The organism is Pseudonocardia sp. (genome assembly GCF_025465255.1).
Lineage (GTDB): Bacteria > Actinomycetota > Actinomycetes > Mycobacteriales > Pseudonocardiaceae > Pseudonocardia.
Window position 1 is genome coordinate 1 of the sequence record NZ_JAODNI010000071.1, and the last position, 19,600, is coordinate 19,600.

General features: G+C 75.2%; 20 protein-coding genes and 1 pseudogene. 8 read left to right on the forward strand and 13 right to left on the reverse strand.

Annotated features, from left to right (window positions below; genetic code table 11):
* From JWP64_RS06980 to JWP64_RS06990, 3 genes and pseudogenes are all read left to right on the forward strand, one after another.
* Positions 1–575 (forward strand): annotated as a pseudogene (locus JWP64_RS06980) (glycogen debranching enzyme); the annotation flags it as partial.
* Between the two features lie 115 nt (positions 576–690).
* The gene (locus JWP64_RS06985; RefSeq protein WP_297493702.1) at positions 691–1,119 is read left to right on the forward strand and encodes an HSP20 family small heat-shock protein; all 429 of its coding nucleotides are present in this window, start codon (positions 691–693) and stop codon (positions 1,117–1,119) included.
* Positions 1,120–1,229: 110 nt separating this feature from the next.
* On the forward strand, positions 1,230–1,628 hold the full coding sequence (locus JWP64_RS06990) for a helix-turn-helix domain-containing protein (RefSeq protein WP_297493771.1): 399 nt from the start codon (positions 1,230–1,232) through the stop codon (positions 1,626–1,628).
* 71 nt (positions 1,629–1,699) lie between these two features.
* Here JWP64_RS06990 and JWP64_RS06995 read toward each other — a convergent pair whose 3' ends face one another.
* From JWP64_RS06995 to JWP64_RS07020, 6 genes are all read right to left on the reverse strand, one after another.
* Positions 1,700–3,232: an FAD-dependent oxidoreductase gene (locus JWP64_RS06995; RefSeq protein ID WP_297493705.1), complete on the reverse strand. Its 1,533-nt coding sequence runs from the start codon at positions 3,230–3,232 to the stop codon at positions 1,700–1,702.
* Between the two features lie 360 nt (positions 3,233–3,592).
* Entirely contained in the window at positions 3,593–4,060 is a 468-nt protein-coding gene (locus JWP64_RS07000) for a hypothetical protein (RefSeq protein ID WP_297493707.1), read from the reverse strand.
* 28 nt (positions 4,061–4,088) lie between these two features.
* Complete coding sequence (locus JWP64_RS07005; protein WP_297493709.1) at positions 4,089–4,271, reverse strand: hypothetical protein; 183 nt, start codon at positions 4,269–4,271, stop codon at positions 4,089–4,091.
* 223 nt (positions 4,272–4,494) lie between these two features.
* Positions 4,495–4,824 (reverse strand): hypothetical protein, encoded by a 330-nt coding sequence (locus tag JWP64_RS07010; protein WP_297493711.1) that lies wholly within the window; start codon positions 4,822–4,824, stop codon positions 4,495–4,497.
* Between the two features lie 84 nt (positions 4,825–4,908).
* On the reverse strand, positions 4,909–5,349 hold the full coding sequence (locus JWP64_RS07015; protein ID WP_297493712.1) for an Hsp20/alpha crystallin family protein: 441 nt from the start codon (positions 5,347–5,349) through the stop codon (positions 4,909–4,911).
* 306 nt (positions 5,350–5,655) lie between these two features.
* Entirely contained in the window at positions 5,656–6,819 is a 1,164-nt protein-coding gene (locus JWP64_RS07020) for a glycosyltransferase (protein ID WP_297493714.1), read from the reverse strand.
* 85 nt (positions 6,820–6,904) lie between these two features.
* On the opposite strand from JWP64_RS07020, the gene JWP64_RS07025 reads away from it, so the two are divergent.
* Together JWP64_RS07025 and JWP64_RS07030 are read left to right on the forward strand one after the other, a co-directional pair.
* Positions 6,905–7,864, forward strand: coding sequence for a Gfo/Idh/MocA family oxidoreductase (locus JWP64_RS07025; protein ID WP_297493715.1), 960 nt, complete (start codon positions 6,905–6,907; stop codon positions 7,862–7,864).
* A complete protein-coding gene (locus JWP64_RS07030; RefSeq protein WP_297493717.1) occupies positions 7,861–8,958 on the forward strand; it encodes a zinc-binding alcohol dehydrogenase in 1,098 nt (365 codons plus the stop codon). The genes JWP64_RS07025 and JWP64_RS07030 overlap by 4 nt, the downstream gene beginning before the upstream one ends.
* An 83-nt stretch (positions 8,959–9,041) precedes the next feature.
* Here the strand turns inward: JWP64_RS07030 and JWP64_RS07035 are convergent, their stop codons facing one another.
* Together JWP64_RS07035 and JWP64_RS07040 are read right to left on the reverse strand one after the other, a co-directional pair.
* Positions 9,042–9,446: an SRPBCC family protein gene (locus JWP64_RS07035; protein WP_297493719.1), complete on the reverse strand. Its 405-nt coding sequence runs from the start codon at positions 9,444–9,446 to the stop codon at positions 9,042–9,044.
* A 101-nt stretch (positions 9,447–9,547) separates the two neighbouring features.
* Positions 9,548–9,991, reverse strand: a complete 444-nt coding sequence (locus JWP64_RS07040) for an ATP-binding protein (RefSeq protein ID WP_297493720.1) — start codon at positions 9,989–9,991, stop codon at positions 9,548–9,550.
* Positions 9,992–10,296: 305 nt separating this feature from the next.
* Here JWP64_RS07040 and JWP64_RS07045 point away from each other — a divergent pair, with 305 nt between their 5' ends.
* Positions 10,297–12,417 (forward strand): ATP-dependent Clp protease ATP-binding subunit, encoded by a 2,121-nt coding sequence (locus JWP64_RS07045; RefSeq protein ID WP_297493722.1) that lies wholly within the window; start codon positions 10,297–10,299, stop codon positions 12,415–12,417.
* Positions 12,418–13,965, forward strand: a complete 1,548-nt coding sequence (locus tag JWP64_RS07050) for a bifunctional 3-(3-hydroxy-phenyl)propionate/3-hydroxycinnamic acid hydroxylase (protein ID WP_297493723.1) — start codon at positions 12,418–12,420, stop codon at positions 13,963–13,965. It begins immediately after the preceding gene.
* Between the two features lie 21 nt (positions 13,966–13,986).
* Here the strand turns inward: JWP64_RS07050 and idi are convergent, their stop codons facing one another.
* From idi to JWP64_RS07065, 3 genes are read right to left on the reverse strand one after another with little or no spacing between them, the layout of a single operon-like run.
* Complete coding sequence (gene idi / locus JWP64_RS07055) at positions 13,987–14,523, reverse strand: isopentenyl-diphosphate Delta-isomerase (RefSeq protein WP_297493725.1); 537 nt, start codon at positions 14,521–14,523, stop codon at positions 13,987–13,989.
* 41 nt (positions 14,524–14,564) lie between these two features.
* Positions 14,565–15,611: a type III polyketide synthase gene (locus JWP64_RS07060; protein ID WP_297493727.1), complete on the reverse strand. Its 1,047-nt coding sequence runs from the start codon at positions 15,609–15,611 to the stop codon at positions 14,565–14,567.
* Positions 15,612–15,640: 29 nt separating this feature from the next.
* Complete coding sequence (locus JWP64_RS07065; RefSeq protein ID WP_297493729.1) at positions 15,641–16,363, reverse strand: methyltransferase domain-containing protein; 723 nt, start codon at positions 16,361–16,363, stop codon at positions 15,641–15,643.
* Positions 16,364–16,389: 26 nt separating this feature from the next.
* Here JWP64_RS07065 and JWP64_RS07070 point away from each other — a divergent pair, with 26 nt between their 5' ends.
* Entirely contained in the window at positions 16,390–17,226 is an 837-nt protein-coding gene (locus tag JWP64_RS07070; RefSeq protein WP_297493731.1) for a UbiA family prenyltransferase, read from the forward strand.
* Positions 17,227–17,248: 22 nt separating this feature from the next.
* Here the strand turns inward: JWP64_RS07070 and JWP64_RS07075 are convergent, their stop codons facing one another.
* Together JWP64_RS07075 and JWP64_RS07080 are read right to left on the reverse strand one after the other, a co-directional pair.
* Complete coding sequence (locus JWP64_RS07075; protein WP_297493733.1) at positions 17,249–18,370, reverse strand: NAD(P)/FAD-dependent oxidoreductase; 1,122 nt, start codon at positions 18,368–18,370, stop codon at positions 17,249–17,251.
* Between the two features lie 81 nt (positions 18,371–18,451).
* Positions 18,452–19,561: an L-dopachrome tautomerase-related protein gene (locus JWP64_RS07080; protein WP_297493735.1), complete on the reverse strand. Its 1,110-nt coding sequence runs from the start codon at positions 19,559–19,561 to the stop codon at positions 18,452–18,454.
* Positions 19,562–19,600 lie beyond the last annotated feature (39 nt).

The window sequence follows — 19,600 nt, forward strand, 5'->3', positions numbered from 1 at the left end:
TCTCCCAGGGCGTGCCGATGATCTCCCACGGCGACGAGCTCGGCCGCACCCAGGGCGGCAACAACAACGTCTACTGCCAGGACAACGAGATCAGCTGGGTCGACTGGGACGCCGCCCGCGAACACGAGGTGCTCACCGAGTTCACCGCCCGCCTGGCGGAGCTGCGCGCCCAGCACCCGATCTTCCGCCGGCAGCGCTTCTTCCAGGGCCGGCCGCTGCGCGGCTCGGGCGTCGACGACATCGCCTGGCTCCGGCCCGACGGCCAGCCGATGAGCGACGACGACTGGACCGGCGACCACACCCAGTCCCTGACCGTCCACCTCAACGGGCAGGGCATCCCGGACCGCGACGACCTCGGCATGCAGATCGTCGACGACTCGTTCCTGCTCCTGATCAACGCCCACCACCAGGAGCAGACCTTCACGGTGCCGGACGAGAGCTACGGCAAGGGCTGGCAGGCCGTCCTCGACACCGCGGACCCCTTGCTCGCCAACGCCCGCCGCCGCTCCCCGAACCCGGGCGGCAAGGTTCGGCTCCCCGCCCGCTCGATGCTGGTCCTGCAGAGCAGCCCCTGACCGGCGGACGGCGCCGAGCCGAGAAATCCTCGCGCGGAGGTTGCGCAGAACCTTCAGCGCGTACTATAAATTTCCTCGTCACCGACATCGGGCAGCACCACGAAAGGAGATCACGATGCTGCTCAACTACGAGCCCCTCGCCGACGCCTTCCGCAGGTTCGACCGGGTCTCCGGTCCGGCGCCGGCCGGGATGCCGATGGACATCCAGCGCCTGGAGGACCACCTCCTGGTCAGCTTCGACCTCCCCGGCGTGGACCCCGGCTCCATCGACCTCACCGTGGAGGGCACCTCGTTGACCGTCCGCGCGGAGCGGACGGCCCCGCACGACGGCGGCGAGTGGCTGGCGTCCGAGCGTCCCCGCGGCACCTTCACCCGCCGCCTGTTGCTCGGGCGTGACCTCGACACCGAGCGGCTCACCGCCACCTACCGGGACGGGGTCCTGACCCTGTCCATCCCGGTCGCCGAGCGGGCCAAGCCCCGACGGATCGAGATCGCCCACGGCGGCCGCGACGCGCAGCCCGTGCTGGACGGCTCCCCCGCCTGAGCCGCCCCGCCCGACCCCCCGCTCCGTGGGGGGACGCCTCGCGCCGGACGGCCATGTCGGACGACCACCCGGAGGACGACGACGACACCGACGAGAGCACTGATCACGTGATGAACAACCTCGGCAGGCTGGACGACGAGGACTACCCGGCGGTCACCATGGGCCAGGCCGCGGAGCTCCTCGGCGTCCAGCCCGCCTTCCTGCGCAGCCTCGACACCGGGGGCGCGCTGCGTCCCCACCGCACCGAGGGCGGGCACCGCCGGTACTCCCGCCGCCAGCTCGCCCTTGCGGCGCGGTTGCGCGAGCTGCTCGACGCCGGGCACACCCTGACGTCCGCCCTCGCCATCGCGGACCTCGAGGGCAGGCTGCACCACAGCGACGACGCCCTCGGCCGCACCCGCTCGGACCTCGAGGACCGCACGGAGGAGCTCGACCGGACCCGCGGCCAGCTGCGCGAGGCGCGCGCGGAGATCACCGACCTCCAGCGCCGGCTGGACGACGAGACCTGAGCCCAATCCGGACTCCGTGCACCGGGCCGCCGCGGTGAAGGAGCGGCGCCGGGCCCCTGCCCGCCGCGGGCTCAGCCGGGAGCCGGCGGGTCGCGGCGCGCGAGCGGCTCGACCGCGGGCCCTTCCAGCACGGCGCCGTCGACGTCGAACCGCGAGCCGTGGCACGGGCAGTCCCAGCTGCGCTCGGCGCCGTTGAACCGCAGCAGGCAGCCGAGGTGGGTGCAGCGGATCGACACGGCGTGCAGCCCCCCGGCCTCGTCCCGGAACACGCCCGTGCGGTCCGTGCCGGACCGCACGACGCCGGCCTGGCCGGGGGCCAGCCCGGTCCCGTCGGCGACGTCGCCGAACGTCAGCCGGTCCCCCACCAGGTCCAGGGCGACCTTCGCGTTCATCCGGACCAGCGCGGGCAGCCCCCGCACGGAGAACCGGTGCGGGCTGAACACCTCGTCCGCGGCCCCACCGGACAGCCGCTCGGAGAGCAGCGCGGCCGCCATCGACCCGCCGCTCAGCCCCCACTTCGAGTACCCGGCAGCGACGTACATCCGGGACGACACGGGGGTGTAGGCGCCGATCATCGGCGTGCGGTCGTAGGGCACGGCGTCCTGGGCGGACCAGCGATGGGTGATCTCCTCGACGTCCCAGTGCCGTCGCACGTACTCCTCGAGCGCCCCGTAGCGGCCGGGATCCACGCCGCGTGCCCCCACGGAGTGGTCCTGCCCGCAGACGATCATCAGGTCGCCGGCCGAGCGGAACGACCAGCTCGGACTGCCCGCCGTGATCGACATCCCGCGGGACGGCTCGCCGCGCACCCGCGCGGCGAGGCAGTAGGCGCGGGTGGCCTGCATCCGGGCGAAGTAGAGGCCGCGGTCCCAGACCGGGAAGTGCGTCGCGACGACGACCTGCTCCCCGGTCAGCTCGCCGTGCGTCGTCGACACGCGGACGGGCCGACCCTCGGACACCGCCGTCGCGCGCGTCCCCTCGAAGACGCACGAACCACCCCGTTCGATCGCCGCGGCCAGGCCGTGGGCGTAGCGGACGGGATGGATCTCGACCTGGTCGTCGAGGCGGACCGCGCCGGCCACCGGGAACGGGAGGTCGACGTCGTCGGTCGTCTCGACCGGCAGCCCGGCCCGCGTCGCCGCTGCGGCCTCCTTCTCCACCGACCGCAGCTCGGCCTTCTCCGCCGCGACGGTGTAAGCGGCACGGCGGCGCAGGTCGCAGTCGAGGCCCAGCTCCTTCACGAGCGCCGCGACGAGCTCCACACCGGCCACGCTGCGCTCGGCGTAGGCGGCGGCGACGTGCTCGCCCCGGGTGCGTTCGATCGTCGAGAGCATCGTGCTCTGCAGGGCCGTGACCTTGGCGGTGTTGTTGCCCGTCGCGCCGGACCCGATCCGGTCCGCCTCCAGTACCGCGACCCGGGCGCCGCGCTGCGTCAGCAGGAGCGCCGTCGTGAGACCGGTGATGCCGCCACCCAGGACCAGGACGTCGAAGTCGCGCCGGTCCGCCGGCACCGGGTACCGCACGTCGTCCGGCCGCCCGGCCAGCCACAGGGACTCCGCCGCCGTGGTCGTGGGGACGTGGCCGCCCGCGTCGGGTGTCGTCATCCTGCTCCTCGAGGTAAGTCGGACGCCGTGGACGCCGCCCGGTCGACTGCGTATACCCGCCCGCGGGCCTGATGATCCGTCCGGGCAGGCGGATCCGGCGGGTGGGGACCGTTCGAGGGGGACAGCACAGAGGAGCGCAGGCTGGACGCCGAGGAGGCTGCGGCCCGGGCGCGGGGCCGGGTCCTCGCCGTCCAACCTGCCGGGTCGAGGGACCGTCTGTTCCGTCGATGTCCCTCTGGTCGTGGGGTCATCTTCGTGGTCGTGGGGTCATGGGCCTCCTGCAGGTGAGTGCCGTCGTGGTCTCGACCCTCCGGTGCCCGACTGGCGGACCGGCCGGCCGGTGCGGGGCAGACGTCCAGGTCACGGGGGTGGCATGAGGCCGCCGGACGCCTCGCCCGCAGAGATCCCGAGCGGATCCTCACGGCCGGGAGAGGGCTGTCCGGTGGCGCCGGTGAACGGGGAGAAGCCGAACCGGACCGGGCCGGCGGCGACGGTGTGGTCCGGGTGCGGGGTGGTCCTCACCCGGGCGGTGTCCGCGCGCAGGATCCCGGCCGCGTCGACGCTGTCGAGCTGGGCCAGCAGTCGGGCCAGCGCGGCCGGGGCCTCGTCCGGCGGGGTGCTGGTCTGGGCGAGGGTGCGGTGCAGCGGCCCGCTCCGCCATCCCTCCTGGTCGCCGCTGCCGGTCGGGGCCGCGAGGACGACGTCGAGCAGCCAGCGGGCAGGCTTCCCGGCGAAGTCCGGGGTCCGGTGCACGTCGATCTGCACCACCTGGTCGCCGCGCAGCAGGCTGCCGTCGACCAGCTGCAACCACACCTTGGTCAGGCTCACGGGACGGTCCTCCTGCGTCGGGTCGCACCTAGCTCCAGGCGTCGATGTCGTCCTCGTAGAGGGCGGCGAGTGCGCGGGCCACCGCGGCGGCCGCGACGTCGGGCGGGCCGTCCGGGACGCGCTGCTCGGTTCCATCCGGACGGAGACCGTGCTCCGGTGCCTCGCTCAGGGACGACGGGCCGGCGTCACGAACGGCTGCGGGAGCGGTCACGGGAGATCCTCTCTGGGCGGGAGCCGACGGTGGTCGCCGCCGGCGGTGGTGGGTCAGGGGTGGGCGCCGGTGCGGGGCCCGCCTCACCCGAGGGGAAAGGGCCGGCGGGGCCCCGCACGTGGCGCACGACGGACGACACAGACACTGTCGCGACATCGGGAGACGACCACGCCGGCCGTCGTGCCACCGGCCGCGATCGTCCTGGCCACCTCCTTCCGCACGGTCACACCGAGAACCGGACGCGCCCTGCGGTCCGCGGAGGAGAACGCTCCCGGGGCAGCACCTCCCGGTCGCCCCGCCCGCCGGGCAGGTGCCGGCCGGTCGCGGGCTCCCGTCGGCCCGCCCCGCGGGAACCGGCTCGGGCACGGTCGGCCCCACACGGCCGCCGGACCGGCGGACCATTGCGGCGGCGCCGGCATTCGGACCGGTCGGGCCACTCCTCGCAGGCGATGAGCTCCGCCGCGATCGCGAGGAACATCCGGTCGACCCGGTCCTGGTCGTACCCGGCGCTCATGCCCGGCGCAGCAGGTTCGTCGGCCGTCAGCCCGATCATGGTCATCACCCCCGTCGCGGAGGAACACGTACGTGCAGGAACACAGGCGTACAGGGCACCGGCGTGCAAGGACACGGCGCGGGATCAGGCGTTGATCTGCTGGCGTCCCGGGTCCTCGGCGCTGGAGATGCTGATGGTGCGGGGCTTGGCCCTCTCGGCGACCGGGATCCGCAGCGTGAGCACGCCGGCGTTGTAGTCGGCGTGGATGTGCTCGGTGTCCAGGGACTCCCCGAGGAAGAGCTGGCGGGAGTACACGCCCATGCTGCGCTCGGACACCTGCATCTCCACCTGCTCGTCGCGCAGGGGCGGCCGTCGCTCGGCCCTGACGGTCAGCACGTTGCGCTCCACCGACAGCTCGATCGCCCCCGGATCGACCCCGGGCAGATCGAACTCCACGACGAACTCCTCGCCGCGGCGGTAGGCGTCCATCGGCATGGCCGTCGGCCGCGACCAGGTACCGGTCGCACCCAAGGCGTGCTGGGCGAGCCGGTCGAGCTCACGGAACGGGTCGGTACGCATCAGCATCGCAACCACTCCTCTCCTCACGACACTGTCGGCGATGCGACCAGCCGCCTCGGACCTTCCGTGCGCGGCTGGGATATCTAAAGTGTGCACTGCAGGTTTCCCTCACGCAAGAGGGGAGATTTCTGTATCGCTCAAGTCGGGGGCGAGGACCGGCGGGCGGGCCACCCGGCGGTCGCCGACCGCGCCGAGGACCGCCGGACCGCTCGGCGGCGCGCCGGCCCGGCACGCCATCGGACGCGGGTGAATCCATTCCGCGGTCATTGTCGAAGCTCTTTCCACATTTTCCGGCCGGAGGGCAGAGAACTGTCACACATCCGCCGTGGAACGGACCGGAACGGGACGACCACCGAGCGCGATCACCTGGTCGTAGAAATCCAGATACTGCTGCGCCATTCGGGCGGGTGTGAAACGACGAGCGGCCTCGCGGCGGCACACCCGAGGATCGATCAGCCGCGCGTCGGACACCGCGGCGGCGAGAGCGTCGATGTCGCCCGGCTCCACCAGGAGGCCGGTGCGCCTGTCGTCGACCAGTTCGGGGAGGCATCCGCGCCGGTAGCCGACCGCCGCGGTGCCGAGGGCGAGCGACTCGACCACCGCGGTCCCCCCGGGTTCGTCCCACCCGATCGGGAACAGGGCCGCGTCCGCGCTCTGCAGGAGGGTGTCGCGTTCCCGGCCGGTGACGGTCCCGATCCACCGCACCCTCGCCCCGTCCACCAATGGCTCGACCTGCTCGCGCCAGTACCGGACGTCCGGGTTGGCGGCGTCCGCGGTCGCCAGCTCGCTCGGGTGGTCATGGGGCCCGATCGGGCCCGCGAGGACCAGGTCGCGCCCGGTGCGGTGCGCCACTTCGGCCGCCACGTGCTGGCCCTTGTTCGCGGTGACCCGGCCGAGGACCACCAGGTGACCGGCCTTGTCGACGGCGGGGGCACGCCGGTCCGCCGCGACGGCGAGCGGGGTGGCCAGGTGGACGTGGCCGACGCTGATCGCCCGCAGCGCGGCGGGCGCGTTCGCCATCTGCGAGGCGGACACCCCGTTGACCCACAGAGAGCCGCCGCCGTCGATGGCGCCGTAGAGCTCGGGGTGCTTGCGCAGATCCCAGTGCAGGGTGTGCAGGACCGGCGGGCCGTCGCGACCGAGCGCGCCCAGGACCGTCGGGCCGAGCACCTCCTGGTGGTCGTGCACGAGCACGATGTCGTCCCGGCGCCTCAACTCGGTGACGATGCGGTGCAGGTGCGCCGCGGCCACCCCGGCCACCTGGTTGAAGGGTCGTTGCAGCTCGCCGAACCGCCCGTTCTCGTGGACGAAGATCCGCTCGTCGACGGGGAGCGTGCTCCGCCCGACCGTGGCCAGAACCACCCGGACCCCGCGCCGCCGCAGCTCCGGGACGAGTGCGGCGATGACGTTCTCGATGCCGCCGTACCCCGGAGGCGGCACGGGGAGCCACGGACCGGAATTGAGCAGAACCGTCATCGTCATATGCGGCGGTGCCCGTTTCGTACTCCGTCCAATCAGGTACTCGGACAACATGGCGGACAACAGCGTCCGGTCGTGAGCCATGGGCCGTATCGGGTTCGTCGGAACGGGCGGTGTCGCCACCAGGCATGCGGGAGTTCTCGCGACGTTCGACGACGCCGAGATCGTCGCCGTCACCGACCTGGACCACGATCGAGCGGCGGCCTTCGCCCGCGCCCACGGAGGGGCGGCCGTCCCCGACGTCGCTGCGCTGATCGACGCCGGGGCCGACGCCGTCTACGTGTGCGTCCCCCCGTTCGCCCACGGCGAGGCGGAGCAGGCCCTCACCGACGCCGGGGTCGCCCTGTTCGTCGAGAAGCCGCTCGCGCTCGACGTGCCGACAGCGCAGCAGATCTCGGACCGGATCGCCGCCGCGGGCGTGGTGAGCCGCGTCGGCCACCACTGGCGCTGCGCGGAACCGGTCCGCCGGGCCCGGGACCTGCTCGCCGGACGAACCGTCCGGCAGGTCTCGGGCTACTGGCTGGACAAGGTGCCGCCGGTCCCCTGGTGGACCGACCGCGCCCGGTCCGGCGGCCCCCTCGTCGAGCAGGCCGTGCACGTTCTGGACCTGGCCCGCGCCCTGGTCGGCGAGGTCGACGAGGTCTACGCCCTCTCCGCCGGCCCACCGGAGGGCGGCACGACCGACGTCGCGACCTCCGGCGTGCTGCGCTTCGCCTGCGGCGCCGTCGGCACGGTCTCGACCACCTGCGCGCTGGCCGGCAAGCTCCGCGCCGGCCTCGAGATCGTGGCCGACGGCCTCGTCGTCGGGGTCGGCGAGGACTGGCTGCACGTCGGCGACGGGATCTCCACCCGCCGCCGCCGGTTCGATCCGGGCATCGCCCGCCGGGCTGCGGACCGGGAGTTCCTCGACGCCGTGCGCGGCGACGGGAGCCCGCCCGCCCCGCTCGGCCTGCCCGACCACGCGGAGGCGCTGCGCAGCCACCGCCTCGCCTGCGCCCTCGCCACCTCGGTCGAGACGCGGGTCCCGGAGGAGGCCCGGTGAGCGACCGTGCACTGATCATCGAGTCGCGCGGGGTGCCCGCCGTCCGGCCGGTGCCCGAGGCGGCGGGTCCGGTCGCCGTCCGCACCTTGTTCACCGGCGTCTCGGCCGGGACCGAGCTGAGCTTCCTCACCGGTACCAACCCCGCCCTGCACGCCACCTTCGACCCGGAGCTGGGGCTCTTCCGGGGCGGCCGCCCCGACCAGGGCTATCCGGTGACGAGGCTCGGATACATGGAGGTCGCCCGGGTGGTCGAGAGCCCGGCGGACGGCACCGGACCCGCCCGGGGCGACCTCGTCGCCATGACCTACGGCCACCGCACCGCGTACCGGGCCGACCCGCTGAGCGAGCGGATCGTGGTCCTGCCGCCCGGGTTCGATCCGCTGCTCGGCATCTACGTGGCACACATGGGCCCGATCTGCGCGAACGGGCTCCTGCACGCCGCCGCGGACGTCCACGGCACCGACGTCCGCGACCTCGGCGCAGGCGTGCGCGGGCGGCGCGTCGCGGTCGTCGGCGGCGGCGTCGTCGGCCTGCTCACCGGCCTCTTCGCCCGCCACCACGACGCCGAGGAGGTCGTCCTGGTCGACCCGACACCTCGCCGCCGCGCCGCCGCGGAGGGCCTCGGGCTCGGCACCCTCGATCCCGTCGACGGCGATCCGGCGCTGGTCCTGAAGTCCCGGTGGCGGCACTCCCCCGGCGACCGGGGCGCCGACGTCGTCTTCCAGTGCCGCGGCCGGGCCACGGCGCTGGCCTCCGCCCTGCGGATCCTGCGCCCCCAGGGCACCGTCGTCGACCTTGCCTTCTACACCGACGACGGCTCCGCCCTGCGCCTCGGCGCCGAGTTCCACCACAACGGGCTCGGGATCCGCAGCGCCCAGATCGGCCGGGTCCCCCGCGGCACCGCGCACCTCTGGGACCGCGAGCGGCTCTCCGCCGAGACGATCGCGCTCCTGCTCGACGAGGGTCCGCTGCTGCGCGAGCACGTCATCACCGACGTCCTCCCGCTCCGCGACGGGCCGGCCCTGCTGATCGACCTCGCAGCGCGGCGCCGGCACACGATCCAGGCCGTGCTCGAGGTCGACGACCACGACTGACGCGGCACGCCGCGTCGGGGTCGCGCAGGCCATCTCTCACCCGGCGCCCCGGGGTGGCCGTGGCGGCCCACCCGCTCGCCCGGTCAGGCCGTCACGAGCCGTTCCAGCCGGGCGAGGCCGTCGTCGAGCCGCGTCCGGAGGGCTTGGGCGGCCGCTCCCGCGTGCGCCTCCGGCTGGTCGCCGAGGAACGAGAGGTGCAGCAGCACCGAGCAGTGGCCGTCGTCGGCGTGCATGACCTGGAGCCAGCCCGCGTAGTCCGGCGAGTCCCGGGAGCCCCACTCCAGCCGAAGCTGTTCGGGCCGGACCCGGACCAGCCCTGGGACCACGCTGCCGCGGCCGTCCAGCGAGGCGGCGACCTCGCCGTCGGGCGTCGGGCGCACCCGTATCCCGTCCGGGACCCACTCGTCCACCCTGTCCAGGTCCGCCACCACCTCGAAGACCCGGTCCGCGGTGGCCGCCATGCGCCGTTCCGCCTCGAACTCCGCCATGCACGGGGGTACCCGGCTCCGGGTTCGGCCATCCGCGGTCGGCCCCGGCGATCCGCCGGAGGACCGCCGCACGCCGGGTAGAGCAGTCGGGACGAGACCGCTCACGACCCAGCGCACGTCGGGTTCGGACTGCTGGTGCTGCTCGGGCCGCCGGGCGTCGGGCCCGGGCCGCTGCGCAGGCGCACCCACGTACCGGGACCGGCCGTCTCGATCACGACGTCGGGCACGGCGGCGCGCATCAGCGGGATCCCGTACCCCCGGCGGCCGACGTCGCGCCGCGGGCGCCAGTGCCCCTGGTCGACGACCGTCAGCTCCACGACGCCGGCGTCGTCCCGCACCACCGCATCGACATCCACCCGGCCCACCGCTCCGCCGGGGTACGCGTGGTCGACGCTGTTGCGCACGGCCTCCCGCGCCGCGAACACCAGGTCCTGGGCATCCTCCGACGGCCACCCGACGGTGCGCAACCATCTCGCCAGCGCCCGCGCGGCGATGTCCGCAGCATCCGACCGCGCGTCCAGCACGAGCCTCAGACCACTACCCACGACCCCGGGTTCCCACCGGACGACGTCCGGAACCCACCCGGCCCGGCGACCGCCGGGAACGACCGCCGATGGCGGGTGCAGCCCGCCGTCATCATTCCGGGTGAAGACCGCGTGCCGGTGACATGCCATGGTCCGGCTTCTCGACAAGGCCGGGTGACAGCGACGCAACGTGGTCAGGAGACGACGATCAGCAGCGACACCGGTGAGACGACGGGCCACGGCCCGGCGAGGAAGGTCCTGCGGCCGCGTCCGGTGCACCCAGCTCGCCACGGTTCTGCGGCGGGGCCACCGAACCGGATCCGGCGGTGGCCGGGACGGACGGCGCCGACGCCGGCCGTCGTCCGGTACGCGGCACCTCGCGCCGGGTACACCTGGAGGAGACGGTCCGCACCGTCACCGAGGAGGCCACCATGCCGCAGGATCCCTTCGAGGGCCTCGGCCCGCTCGGCGACCTCGTGAACCGGCTGTTCGCCGGCCTCGACCTGCCGCAGCAGGAGGACACGGAGCGCCCCGCACCGCGCCGGACGACGTCGACCCGGAAGCTCGACCGCTACGGGCGCGACCTCACTGCCGACGCCCGGGCCGGCCGGCTCGACCCCGTCATCGGCCGGGACGACGTCCTCGACCAGGTGGTCGAGGTCCTCGCCCGCCGGACGAAGAACAACCCGGTCCTGGTGGGCGACCCGGGCGTGGGCAAGACGGCGATCGTCGAGGGGCTGGCCCGGCGCGTCGCCGACGGCGCCGTCCCCGCGACGCTCCGCGACGTCCGGGTGGTCGCGCTGGACCTCGCCGGGCTGGTCGCCGGGACGAAGTACCGCGGCGAGTTCGAGGAACGGCTCACCGACGTCGTCGCCGAGATCGTGGCCGCGGAGCGTTCGGTCGTGGTGTTCATCGACGAGCTGCACCTCGTGGTGGGCGCGGGATCCGGCGAGAACTCCCCGATGGATGCCGGCTCCATCCTCAAGCCCGCGCTGGCCCGGGGCGAGCTCCAGATCATCGGCGCGACCACGGCCGAGGACCACCGCCGCCACATCGAGCGCGACCCCGCGCTGGACCGGCGCTTCGAACGCGTCGTCGTCCCCGAGCCCACACCCGCGGAGACCGCGGAGATCCTGCGCGGGCTGCGCGGACGCTACGAGGAGCACCACCGCGTCCGGATCACCGACGCCGCGCTGGACGCGGCCGTCGCCCTGTCGGACCGCTACATCCGGGACCGCTTCCTGCCGGACAAGGCGATCGACCTCGTGGACCGCGCCGCGTCCCGGGCGCACCTGCGCGGGACACCCGCGACCGGTGCGGGGCGGCAGGTCGAGGAGCTGATCCGGGCCCGGGAGGTCGCGACGGACGCCGGGGACGACGAGCGGGCTGCGATGCTCGACCGCGAGCTCGACCGGCTCGTCCTGGAGGAGGGCCCGCCCGGCCCCGGCACGCCCGAGATCACCGCCGACGACGTCGCCCGGGTCGTCGCCGCCCGCACCGGCATCCCGGTCGCCGAGCTCGGTGCGACCGACCGGCAGCGGCTGCTCGACCTCGAGGACCACCTGCACCGGCGGGTCGTCGGCCAGGACGAGGCCGTGGAGGCCGTGGCCGACGCGGTGCGCAGCGGCCGCGCCGGGCTCTCCAGCCCCGACCGGCCCGTCGGCTCGTTCCTCTTCCTCGGCCCCACCGGGGTCGGCAAGACCGAGCTCGCCCGGGCGCTCGCCGCCGCGCTCTTCGGCTCGGACGAGCGCATGGTGCGGCTCGACATGAGCGAGTACGCGGACCGGTCCGCGGTCACCCGGCTGATCGGCGCCCCGCCCGGCTACGTCGGCCACGACGACGCCGGCCAGCTCACCGAGGCCGTCCGCCGCGACCCCTACACCGTGGTGCTGCTCGACGAGATCGAGAAGGCGCACGCCGAGGTCACCGGGACGCTGCTGCAGGTGCTCGACGCCGGCCGGCTCAGCGACGCCCGCGGCCGCGTCGTGGACTTCCGGCACGCGATCGTCATCATGACCAGCAACCTGGGCGCGGAGGAGATCCTCGCCGCGGCCGCCGCGGGGCGTCCGGTCGAGTCGGTGCGGGAGGTCGTGATGATGCTGGTCCGCCGCCACCTGCGGCCGGAGTTCGTCAACCGCGTCGACGACGTGGTGCTGTTCGAGGCCCTCGACCACGGCCAGCTGCGCCGCATCACCGCGATGCTGCTGGCCGACACCGCCTCCCGGCTCGCGGCCCGGGGCGTCGAGCTCGTCGCCGACGACGCGGCGCTCGACCACCTCGCGGAGCTCGGGTACCAGCCCGGGTTCGGCGCACGGCCCCTGCGGCGGGTCATCGCGCGCGAGGTCGAGCGGCGCCTGTCGAGGCTGCTCCTCGGCGGGGAGCTGCGCGCGGGCGGGCGGGTCCGGCTCGAGGTCGCGGAGGGCCGGCTCGTCCTGGCGCTCGCGTAGATGAACCGGTCCCCCAGCTCCGCGGTCGCGCCGGACGACCGGCGCACCCCGCGTGTCCTCGTCGTCGGGGCGGGCCCGACGGGCCTCGTCGCCGCCCTGCTGCTCGCGGACCTCGGGGTGGCGAGCACGGTCGTCGACCGGCGCTGCTCGCCGCACCGGCTGCCGCGCGCCGTCCACCTCGACGACGAGTGCGTGCGGATCCTGCAGAGCGCCGGTGTCGCCGAGGGGTTCGCCGCGATCAGCCGGGCTGCCGCCGGCCTGCGCCTGCTCGACGGGCGGCTCCGCCCCTTCGCGGTCTTCACCCGGGACGGCGTCGCGGGACGGCACGGGTGGCCGGAGTCCAACGTGTTCGACCAGCCCGAACTCGAGGAGCTGCTGCTCGCCGAGGCCGCCCGCCGGCCGCTGGTGACGGTCCGGTCCGGCACGGAGCTCGTGGACGTCTTCCCCGCCGGCCGGGTGACCGTGCGCGACATCGCCGACGGCTCCCTCGACCACCTCGAGTTCGACGCCGTGCTGGGCTGCGACGGGGCGGGCAGCACGGTCCGCACCACGCTCGGCTCGCGCTCACGCGACCTCGGGTTCACCGAGCGCTGGTTCGTCGTCGACGTGCGGTGCGCCCGCCGGATCGCCACGTGGGGCGGGGTCGACCAGATCTGCGACCCCCGGCGCCCGGCCACGTTCCTCGCCCTGCCCGCGGACCGGTACCGCTGGGAGTTCCGGATGGACCGCGACGAGACCGCCGACGACCTCGTCGCCCGCATCGACAGCCTCACGGCCCCGTGGCGTCCGGACGTCGCGACGGACGACCTCGAGGTGCTCCGGGCCGCGGAGTACGTGTTCCGGGCCCGGATCGCGACCCGTTGGCGGGAGGGCCGGGTCCTGCTGCTCGGCGACGCCGCCCACCTGACCCCGCCGTTCATCGGCCAGGGCCTCGGGTCGGGCCTGCGGGACGCCCACAACCTCGCCTGGAAGCTCGCGGCGGTACTGCACGGCGAGGTCCCGCCTGCGCTGGAGAACCGGATGCTCGACAGCTACCAGCAGGAACGGGCACCCCAGGTGGAGGCCATGATCCGCGGGGCGGTCCGGGTGGGCCGGGCGATGACCGGCGGGCAGGACGTCGCGGCGGCGATCCGGGGGCCGCTGACCCGGTCCCTGCTGCGGGTCCCCGGGGTCCGCGCCCGCGCGAGCCGCGGGATCGTCACCCGCTACCCCGCGGGCGCCCAGGTCGATCCCCGCCGCGACCGGCGCGACCTCACGGGGACGGTGTGCCCGCAGCCCGTCGTCACCCTCGACGGCAGGTCCGTCCGGCTCGACGAGGCCCTTGGCTGCGGCCACGTCCTGCTCACCGACGGTCCGGTCCCGGTCACGCTGCTCGCCCGCGCACGGCTGCTGCGCGCCCGCGTCGTGCAGATCGGACCCGGCGACGGGGAGGTCGTCCTGGCGGACGGCGGCCCGCTCCGGGCCTGGCTGCGCGACGGCGGGTGCGCCGCCGTGCTGCTGCGTCCGGACCGCGTCGTGCTGGCCTCCGCGCCGCGGCCGCCGAACTGACGGGCCGGGTGAGCGGCGGGGTCACCCGGCCGACGGGTGCTCGCCGAGCTCGGCGAGCAGGGGGGCCTGCAGCCGCGCCCAGGGCGACAGGCCGCTGGCCGGATCGGCCACCGCGTCGAGGAACCGCGGCCAGCTCCACCACTGCCACTCCTCGACCTCGGCCGGGTCCGGGCGCGGCTCCCCCCGCAAGGTGCACAGGAAGACCGGGCACAGCTCGTTCTCCTCGACCCCGTCGAACGACGCCCGGTAGCTGAACTCCGGCAGGGCCGGCCGGACGTCCGTCGGCGTCATGCCCAGCTCGTCGGCGAGGCGGCGGTGGACGGCCTCCTCGGGCGACTCGCCGGGGCCGGGATGCCCGCAGCACGTGTTGGTCCACATCAGCGGGAACGTCCGCTTCCGGTGGGAGCGCCGGGTGACGAGCAGCCGGCCCGCCTCGTCGAAGCCGTAGCAGGAGAAGGCCAGGTGGCGGGGCGTGCGGGCCCCGTGCACGGTGGCCTTGTCCGCGACGCCCACGGCGCGTCCGTCGTCGTCGAGCAGCACGACCTGTTCGCGCTCCATCCGTCTCCTCATCACTGGTCGGGGTGTGGGGTCGCCGGGGTTCAGGCCGCCCGCAGGAGGGCGGCGTAGAGGGTGAGTCCGGGCCCGAACGCCATCGCGACGACGGCCCGGCCGGGCCGCGGGCGGCCGGTGGCGCGGAGCGCGTCGAGCACGAGCAGCACCGTGGCCGACGAGCAGTTGCCCCGCTCGGCCAACACCGCGCGGGAGGCGTCGAGGGCGCCGCCGGGCAGGTCCAGACGTTCGCCGACGGTGTCGAGGATCTTCGGCCCGCCCGGGTGCACGGCCCAGCCGTCGACGTCGCCGACCGTCAGGCCGTGCCGGCCGAGCAGGCCCGTCACCAGGCCCCGGACGTGCCGGGCCAGCACCCGGGGCACCTCCGGCGAGAGGCCCATCCGGAAGCCGAGATCGGTGACGTCCCAGGTCATGTGGTCCGCCGTCGTCGGATCGGTCACCGCGGCCACGTCCACCACCTCGAGCCCGGTCTCCTCCCCCGGCTCGACGACGACCGCGACCGCGGCGTCGCCGAACAGCGCGTGCGAGACGACCTGGCCGAGATCGTCGGACGGCGGCTGGACGTGCAGGGACGTCAGCTCGCAGCACAGCGCCACGGCGGGCCGCCCGCGGGCCACCACGTAGTCGGCGACCGCGCCGAGCGCGGGGATCGCGGCGTAGCAGCCCATGTGCCCGACCACCAGGCGTTGCAGGTCCGGGGCCATCCCGAGGTCCGCGGCGATCCGGATGTCCAGCCCGGGCGTCCCGTAGCCGGTGCACGAGACGACGGCGAACTGGCCGATCTCCTCGGGCCGCAGCCCGGCGTCCGCCAGCGCGGCGCCGACCGCCTCCTTCCCGAGCGGCAGCGCCTCGGCGGCGTAGCGCCGCATCCGGCGCCCGGTCGACCAGCCGGACACGTCCTCGACCAGCGGGTTCACCGCCGCGTGCCGGCGGCGCACGCCCGCGCCGTGGAAGATCCGCCGGGCCACCCGGTCGTCGGCGAGGTGTCCCGCGAAGCGCCGGTCCCAGACCGCGGCCTGCTCCAGCGCGGGTCCGGGCAGGGCCGTGCCGAACCCGGTCACGGCCGCCGTCCTCATGATCGGGTGGTCCCCGCCGGTGCCCTCCTTCAACCCTGGGCCCCCGCCCGCCGGCCGGCACCCTGGAACAGCACCGCGGTGGTCGGCACCGGGACCATCCGGACGAGATCGGCGCGCCGGGCCGCCCACCGGGCGAGATCGACGACCGACGGCCGGATGCCGCGGAGCTCCAGGACGACGCCGTGCCGGGCGCACTCGCGCCGCAGCACCGCCCGGTCGACGAAGAGCCGGGGATCGTGGATGCCCGGCGGGGGCCCACCGGGCAGCCGCTCCGCGACGGTGACGGCGACGACCCGGGCGAGCGCGGTGGCGGCGATCGTGTCGAGCACGAGGAGGCCACCGGGGCGGAGCAGCCGGCACGCCTCGGCGAGGACCGCGGGCAGGTCCGGCACGTGTTCCAGGATCTCCCCCGCCACGACGACGTCCGCGCACCCGTCCGCCAGCGGGACCCGGGCCACGTCCCCCCGCACCGCCGCGACGCCGTGCCGGCGGGCCTGGTCGAGCGCCGTCGCGGTGAGGTCGACGCCCACGTGCCGGTAGCCCTTCCCGGCGAGCCGCGGCGCGAGCAGCCCGGCACCGCACCCCAGGTCGACGAGGAGCCCGCCGCCCGGCCGCGCGGGAGGCACCAGGTCGGCGCGGGCGGCCGCGAGCCAGTGCAGCATCGCGAACCCGCCGCGCGGGTCCCACCACTCGTCGACGAGGTCGTCGTACTGGCCGGGATCGTTGCGGGCGCGCTCACGGACGTCGGCCACCTCCCGAGGGTGTCAGACTCGCGGCCATGCGGCGCTACGGAAGGACGACGATCGCGTTGCTGCGCTCGTGCCATCCGGAGCCGACCGCGGCGGTCACGCTGATGGTCACCGCCCTCGCCGTGACGACCGGGCACACCGCCGGCCGCGTCGTCCTGATCGGGCTGGCCGTCCTGACCGGGCAGCTGTCCATCGGCTGGCTCAACGACGTCGTGGACGCCGAGCGGGACCGCACCGTCGGCCGCCCGGACAAGCCCGTCGTCGCGGGGGCCGTGTCCGCGCGCACCGTCGGGACCGCGGCGGCTGTCGCCGCGGTCGCGTGCATCCCGCTCTCGCTGGCGTACGGCCTGTGGGCCGGGGTGCTGCACCTCGTCGCCGTCGCCGCCGGCTGGGCCTACGACCTGGGGCTCAAGTCCACACCGGTCTCCGTCCTGCCCTACGTCGTGTGCTTCGGGCTGCTGCCGGCGTTCGTCGTGGTCGCCCTGCCGGGCTCCCCCGCGCCGCCGTGGTGGCTGCCGGTGGCCGGCGCGCTTCTCGGGGCGGGCGCGCACTTCGCGAACGTGCTGCCCGACCTGGAGGACGACGCGACGACCGGCGTGCGCGGCCTGCCGCACCGGATCGGCGCGGCGGGGAGCCGGATCGCCGCGGCGGTCCTGCTGCTCGCGGCGACGGTCGTGCTGGCCGTGGCCGCGCCGATCCCGCCGGCGTTCGCCCTGGCCGTGCCGGTGGTCGCGGCCGCGGTCCTCGCGGCCGGGTTCCGAGCCGGCCGCCGCCCGGGTTCGCGCGCGCCCTTCCGGGCCGTGCTGGCGGTCGCGGGCATCGCCGTCGTCCTGCTCGTCGCGGTGGGACCGGCCCTCGTCGGGTGACCCGGGGCGAGGGCGGCCGGAATCAGGGCCGCAGCCGCGCGAGGACCAGGGCGAAGGCGGCGGGGGGCACCGTGCCGCGGGCCAGCCCGAGGTCGACGGCGGTGTCGAAGACGGACTGGTGGGCGCCGGCCGCGATGATCGCCGCGTCGAGGAACCGGGGACGGGCCATCAGCCTCGCCAGCGCGCCGCTGTGCCGGTGGTGCCGGGCGAACGCACGGTGCATGGCGCCGCGGTGGACCGCGCCCGCCCCCGCCCCCGCCATCGCGGCCTGGCCGGCCAGGGCCCCGGACGCCACGGCGTCGTAGATCCCCTCGCCCGTCAGCGGGTTGATCGTCCCGGCCGCGTCGCCGGCGAGCAGCACCCGGCCGTCCGGATGGAAGCGCGGCCCGTTCGACATCGGCAGGTGGTGCCCCCGGACCGTCGACGGGTCCGGCTCCTGGCCGGGCAGCAACCGGCGCAGCGCGTCCAGGAACACCTGGCGGCTCTCGCTTCCGCGCCGGTCGAAGACCCCGTACCCGACGTTCGCGCCGCCGCCCGCGACCGGGAACGACCACGCGTACGCCGGGAACGGGCCCTGCGCGTACTCGATCGTCAGCGCCTCCCTGCCCGGATCGTGCGCGGTGTACCCGCGGATGGCGACCGCCGTCGCCGCCGGCGGTGCGGCCGGGGCCCCGAGCATCCGCCGCACCGCCGAGTTGGCGCCGTCGGCCCCGACGACGACCCGCGCACCGATCTCGTCGTCGAGGACGACCCGGTCCGCGCGGACGTCCATCCGGCGGACCCGGTGGTGGCGCAGCTCCGCCCCCTTCTCCACCGCGGCTGCGACCAGGGCGGCGTCGAACACGAGCCGTGGGACCACCCGGTTGGGCCGCGGGCACGCCCGGTCGACGACCCGGCCCGTGGGGGTGCGCAGCCGCAGCCTCGGCACGGGCGGCGCCAGGTCCTCGAGCCCCGGCGCGCCGAGCGCGGCGAGCAGGTCGAAGACCGCGGCGGCCACGCCGTCCCCGCAGGTCTTGTCCCGCGGGAAGGTCGCCGCGTCGAGGAGCACCACGCGGGCATCGGGCCGGAGCTGGAGGGCGCGGAGGGCGGCGGCCGAGCCCGCGGGCCCGGCGCCGACGACCGCGACGTCGTACAACGCGTCCATGTGATCCCCCGGTCGGCAGGGCGGCCCGTGTCGCCAGCGTGCCCCACGGCGCGCCGATCCGCGCGGCGCCGACGCCCCGCGCTACTGGACGAGCCGGACCGGACCGGCGTCGATCGGGGCCCTGAACAGCGCGTACGGGTAGCGGCGCTCGTCCTTGCCGCCGCGGTACCGCGCCTGCCGGTGGAGCTGGTTCGCCGTGACGTACAGGTACCCGTCGGTGACGGACAGGGTGTCCGGCCAGAGCAGGCGCGGATCGTGCGCGACGGTCTCCCAGCTTCCGTCCGGCAGGCGGCGGTGGACGGCGTCGTGCTCGCCGTCGGTGACGTAGAGCCTGCCGTGGGAGTCGGTCTCCATCCCGTCGCCGGCCGCGCCCTTGTCGCCCTCGTCGCGCACCGTCGCCTCGACCGGGCCGTCGTCGAGGTCGCGGTCGCACAGCGCCTCCACGTCGACGCTCCACCAACGCCGGCTCGCCAAGCAGCAGTAGTACAGGCGGCCGCCGTCCGCGGCGACCGCGATCCCGTCCGCGCCCGTCGTCACCGACGAGGTCGAGCCGTCCGCGCCGCGTTCGAGGAAGTCCTGCCCCTCGACGATCATCCGCAGGTCCGGCGGTGTCTCCGCCTTCGTGGAGGGGTGGTCGTGCAGCCGCCGCCGGCTGTGCCCGGTGGCCAGGTCCACGACGATGATCCCGTTGGCGCCCTGGTCGGAGGAGTCGGTGATGAACGCGGTCCCGGCCTCGCCGCGGCGCAGGTCGAACCGGACGTCGTTGAGGTAGGTGGTGGGCAGGACGACGTCGTCGGGGAACAGGATCGTCTGCGCGACCTCGTCGGTGGCCAGGTCGACCTCGACCAGCTTCGGCCCGCCGTACTCGACCGGCCGGAACATCGGGCTGCCGGTGTCGAGCAGCCACAGCCGGTCCCCCGGGTCGACGACGACGCTCTGCACCGATACGAGGGCGAACGGGTCGGCGTCGCCGTCGCTGTCGTTGAACCCCTGGTCCGGGTAGGGAACCACCTCGCCGTCCCGGAGCTCGCCGACGGTGAAGCGGACGTCGTCGCCCCACTTCGGGTAGCAGAGGAAGACCCGCCCGGTGCGGGACACGCCGACCCCGGTCGGCATCGGGCCGCTCTCGAACAGGTGCACGACCTCCAGGTCGCCGACGGGCCCGTCCCGGACGATCGTCTCGCTGCTCATGCGGTCGGGTACCGCGCCGCCACCGTTGAAAACGCGGGC

Bases quoted from the DNA above. Each gene is read 5' to 3' on its own strand.
- JWP64_RS06985 (WP_297493702.1), top strand. From the start codon at position 691: ATGCTGCTCAACTACGAGCCCCTCGCCGACGCCTTCCGCAGGTTCGAC.
- JWP64_RS06990 (WP_297493771.1), top strand. From the start codon at position 1,230: ATGAACAACCTCGGCAGGCTGGACGACGAGGACTACCCGGCGGTCACC.
- JWP64_RS06995 (WP_297493705.1), bottom strand. From the start codon at position 3,232: ATGACGACACCCGACGCGGGCGGCCACGTCCCCACGACCACGGCGGCG.
- JWP64_RS07010 (WP_297493711.1), bottom strand. From the start codon at position 4,824: ATGATCGGGCTGACGGCCGACGAACCTGCTGCGCCGGGCATGAGCGCC.
- JWP64_RS07015 (WP_297493712.1), bottom strand. From the start codon at position 5,349: ATGCTGATGCGTACCGACCCGTTCCGTGAGCTCGACCGGCTCGCCCAG.
- JWP64_RS07020 (WP_297493714.1), bottom strand. From the start codon at position 6,819: ATGACGGTTCTGCTCAATTCCGGTCCGTGGCTCCCCGTGCCGCCTCCG.
- JWP64_RS07025 (WP_297493715.1), top strand. From the start codon at position 6,905: ATGGGCCGTATCGGGTTCGTCGGAACGGGCGGTGTCGCCACCAGGCAT.
- JWP64_RS07035 (WP_297493719.1), bottom strand. From the start codon at position 9,446: ATGGCGGAGTTCGAGGCGGAACGGCGCATGGCGGCCACCGCGGACCGG.
- JWP64_RS07050 (WP_297493723.1), top strand. From the start codon at position 12,418: ATGAACCGGTCCCCCAGCTCCGCGGTCGCGCCGGACGACCGGCGCACC.
- idi (WP_297493725.1), bottom strand. From the start codon at position 14,523: ATGGAGCGCGAACAGGTCGTGCTGCTCGACGACGACGGACGCGCCGTG.
- JWP64_RS07060 (WP_297493727.1), bottom strand. From the start codon at position 15,611: ATGAGGACGGCGGCCGTGACCGGGTTCGGCACGGCCCTGCCCGGACCC.
- JWP64_RS07070 (WP_297493731.1), top strand. From the start codon at position 16,390: ATGCGGCGCTACGGAAGGACGACGATCGCGTTGCTGCGCTCGTGCCAT.
- JWP64_RS07075 (WP_297493733.1), bottom strand. From the start codon at position 18,370: ATGGACGCGTTGTACGACGTCGCGGTCGTCGGCGCCGGGCCCGCGGGC.
- JWP64_RS07080 (WP_297493735.1), bottom strand. From the start codon at position 19,561: ATGAGCAGCGAGACGATCGTCCGGGACGGGCCCGTCGGCGACCTGGAG.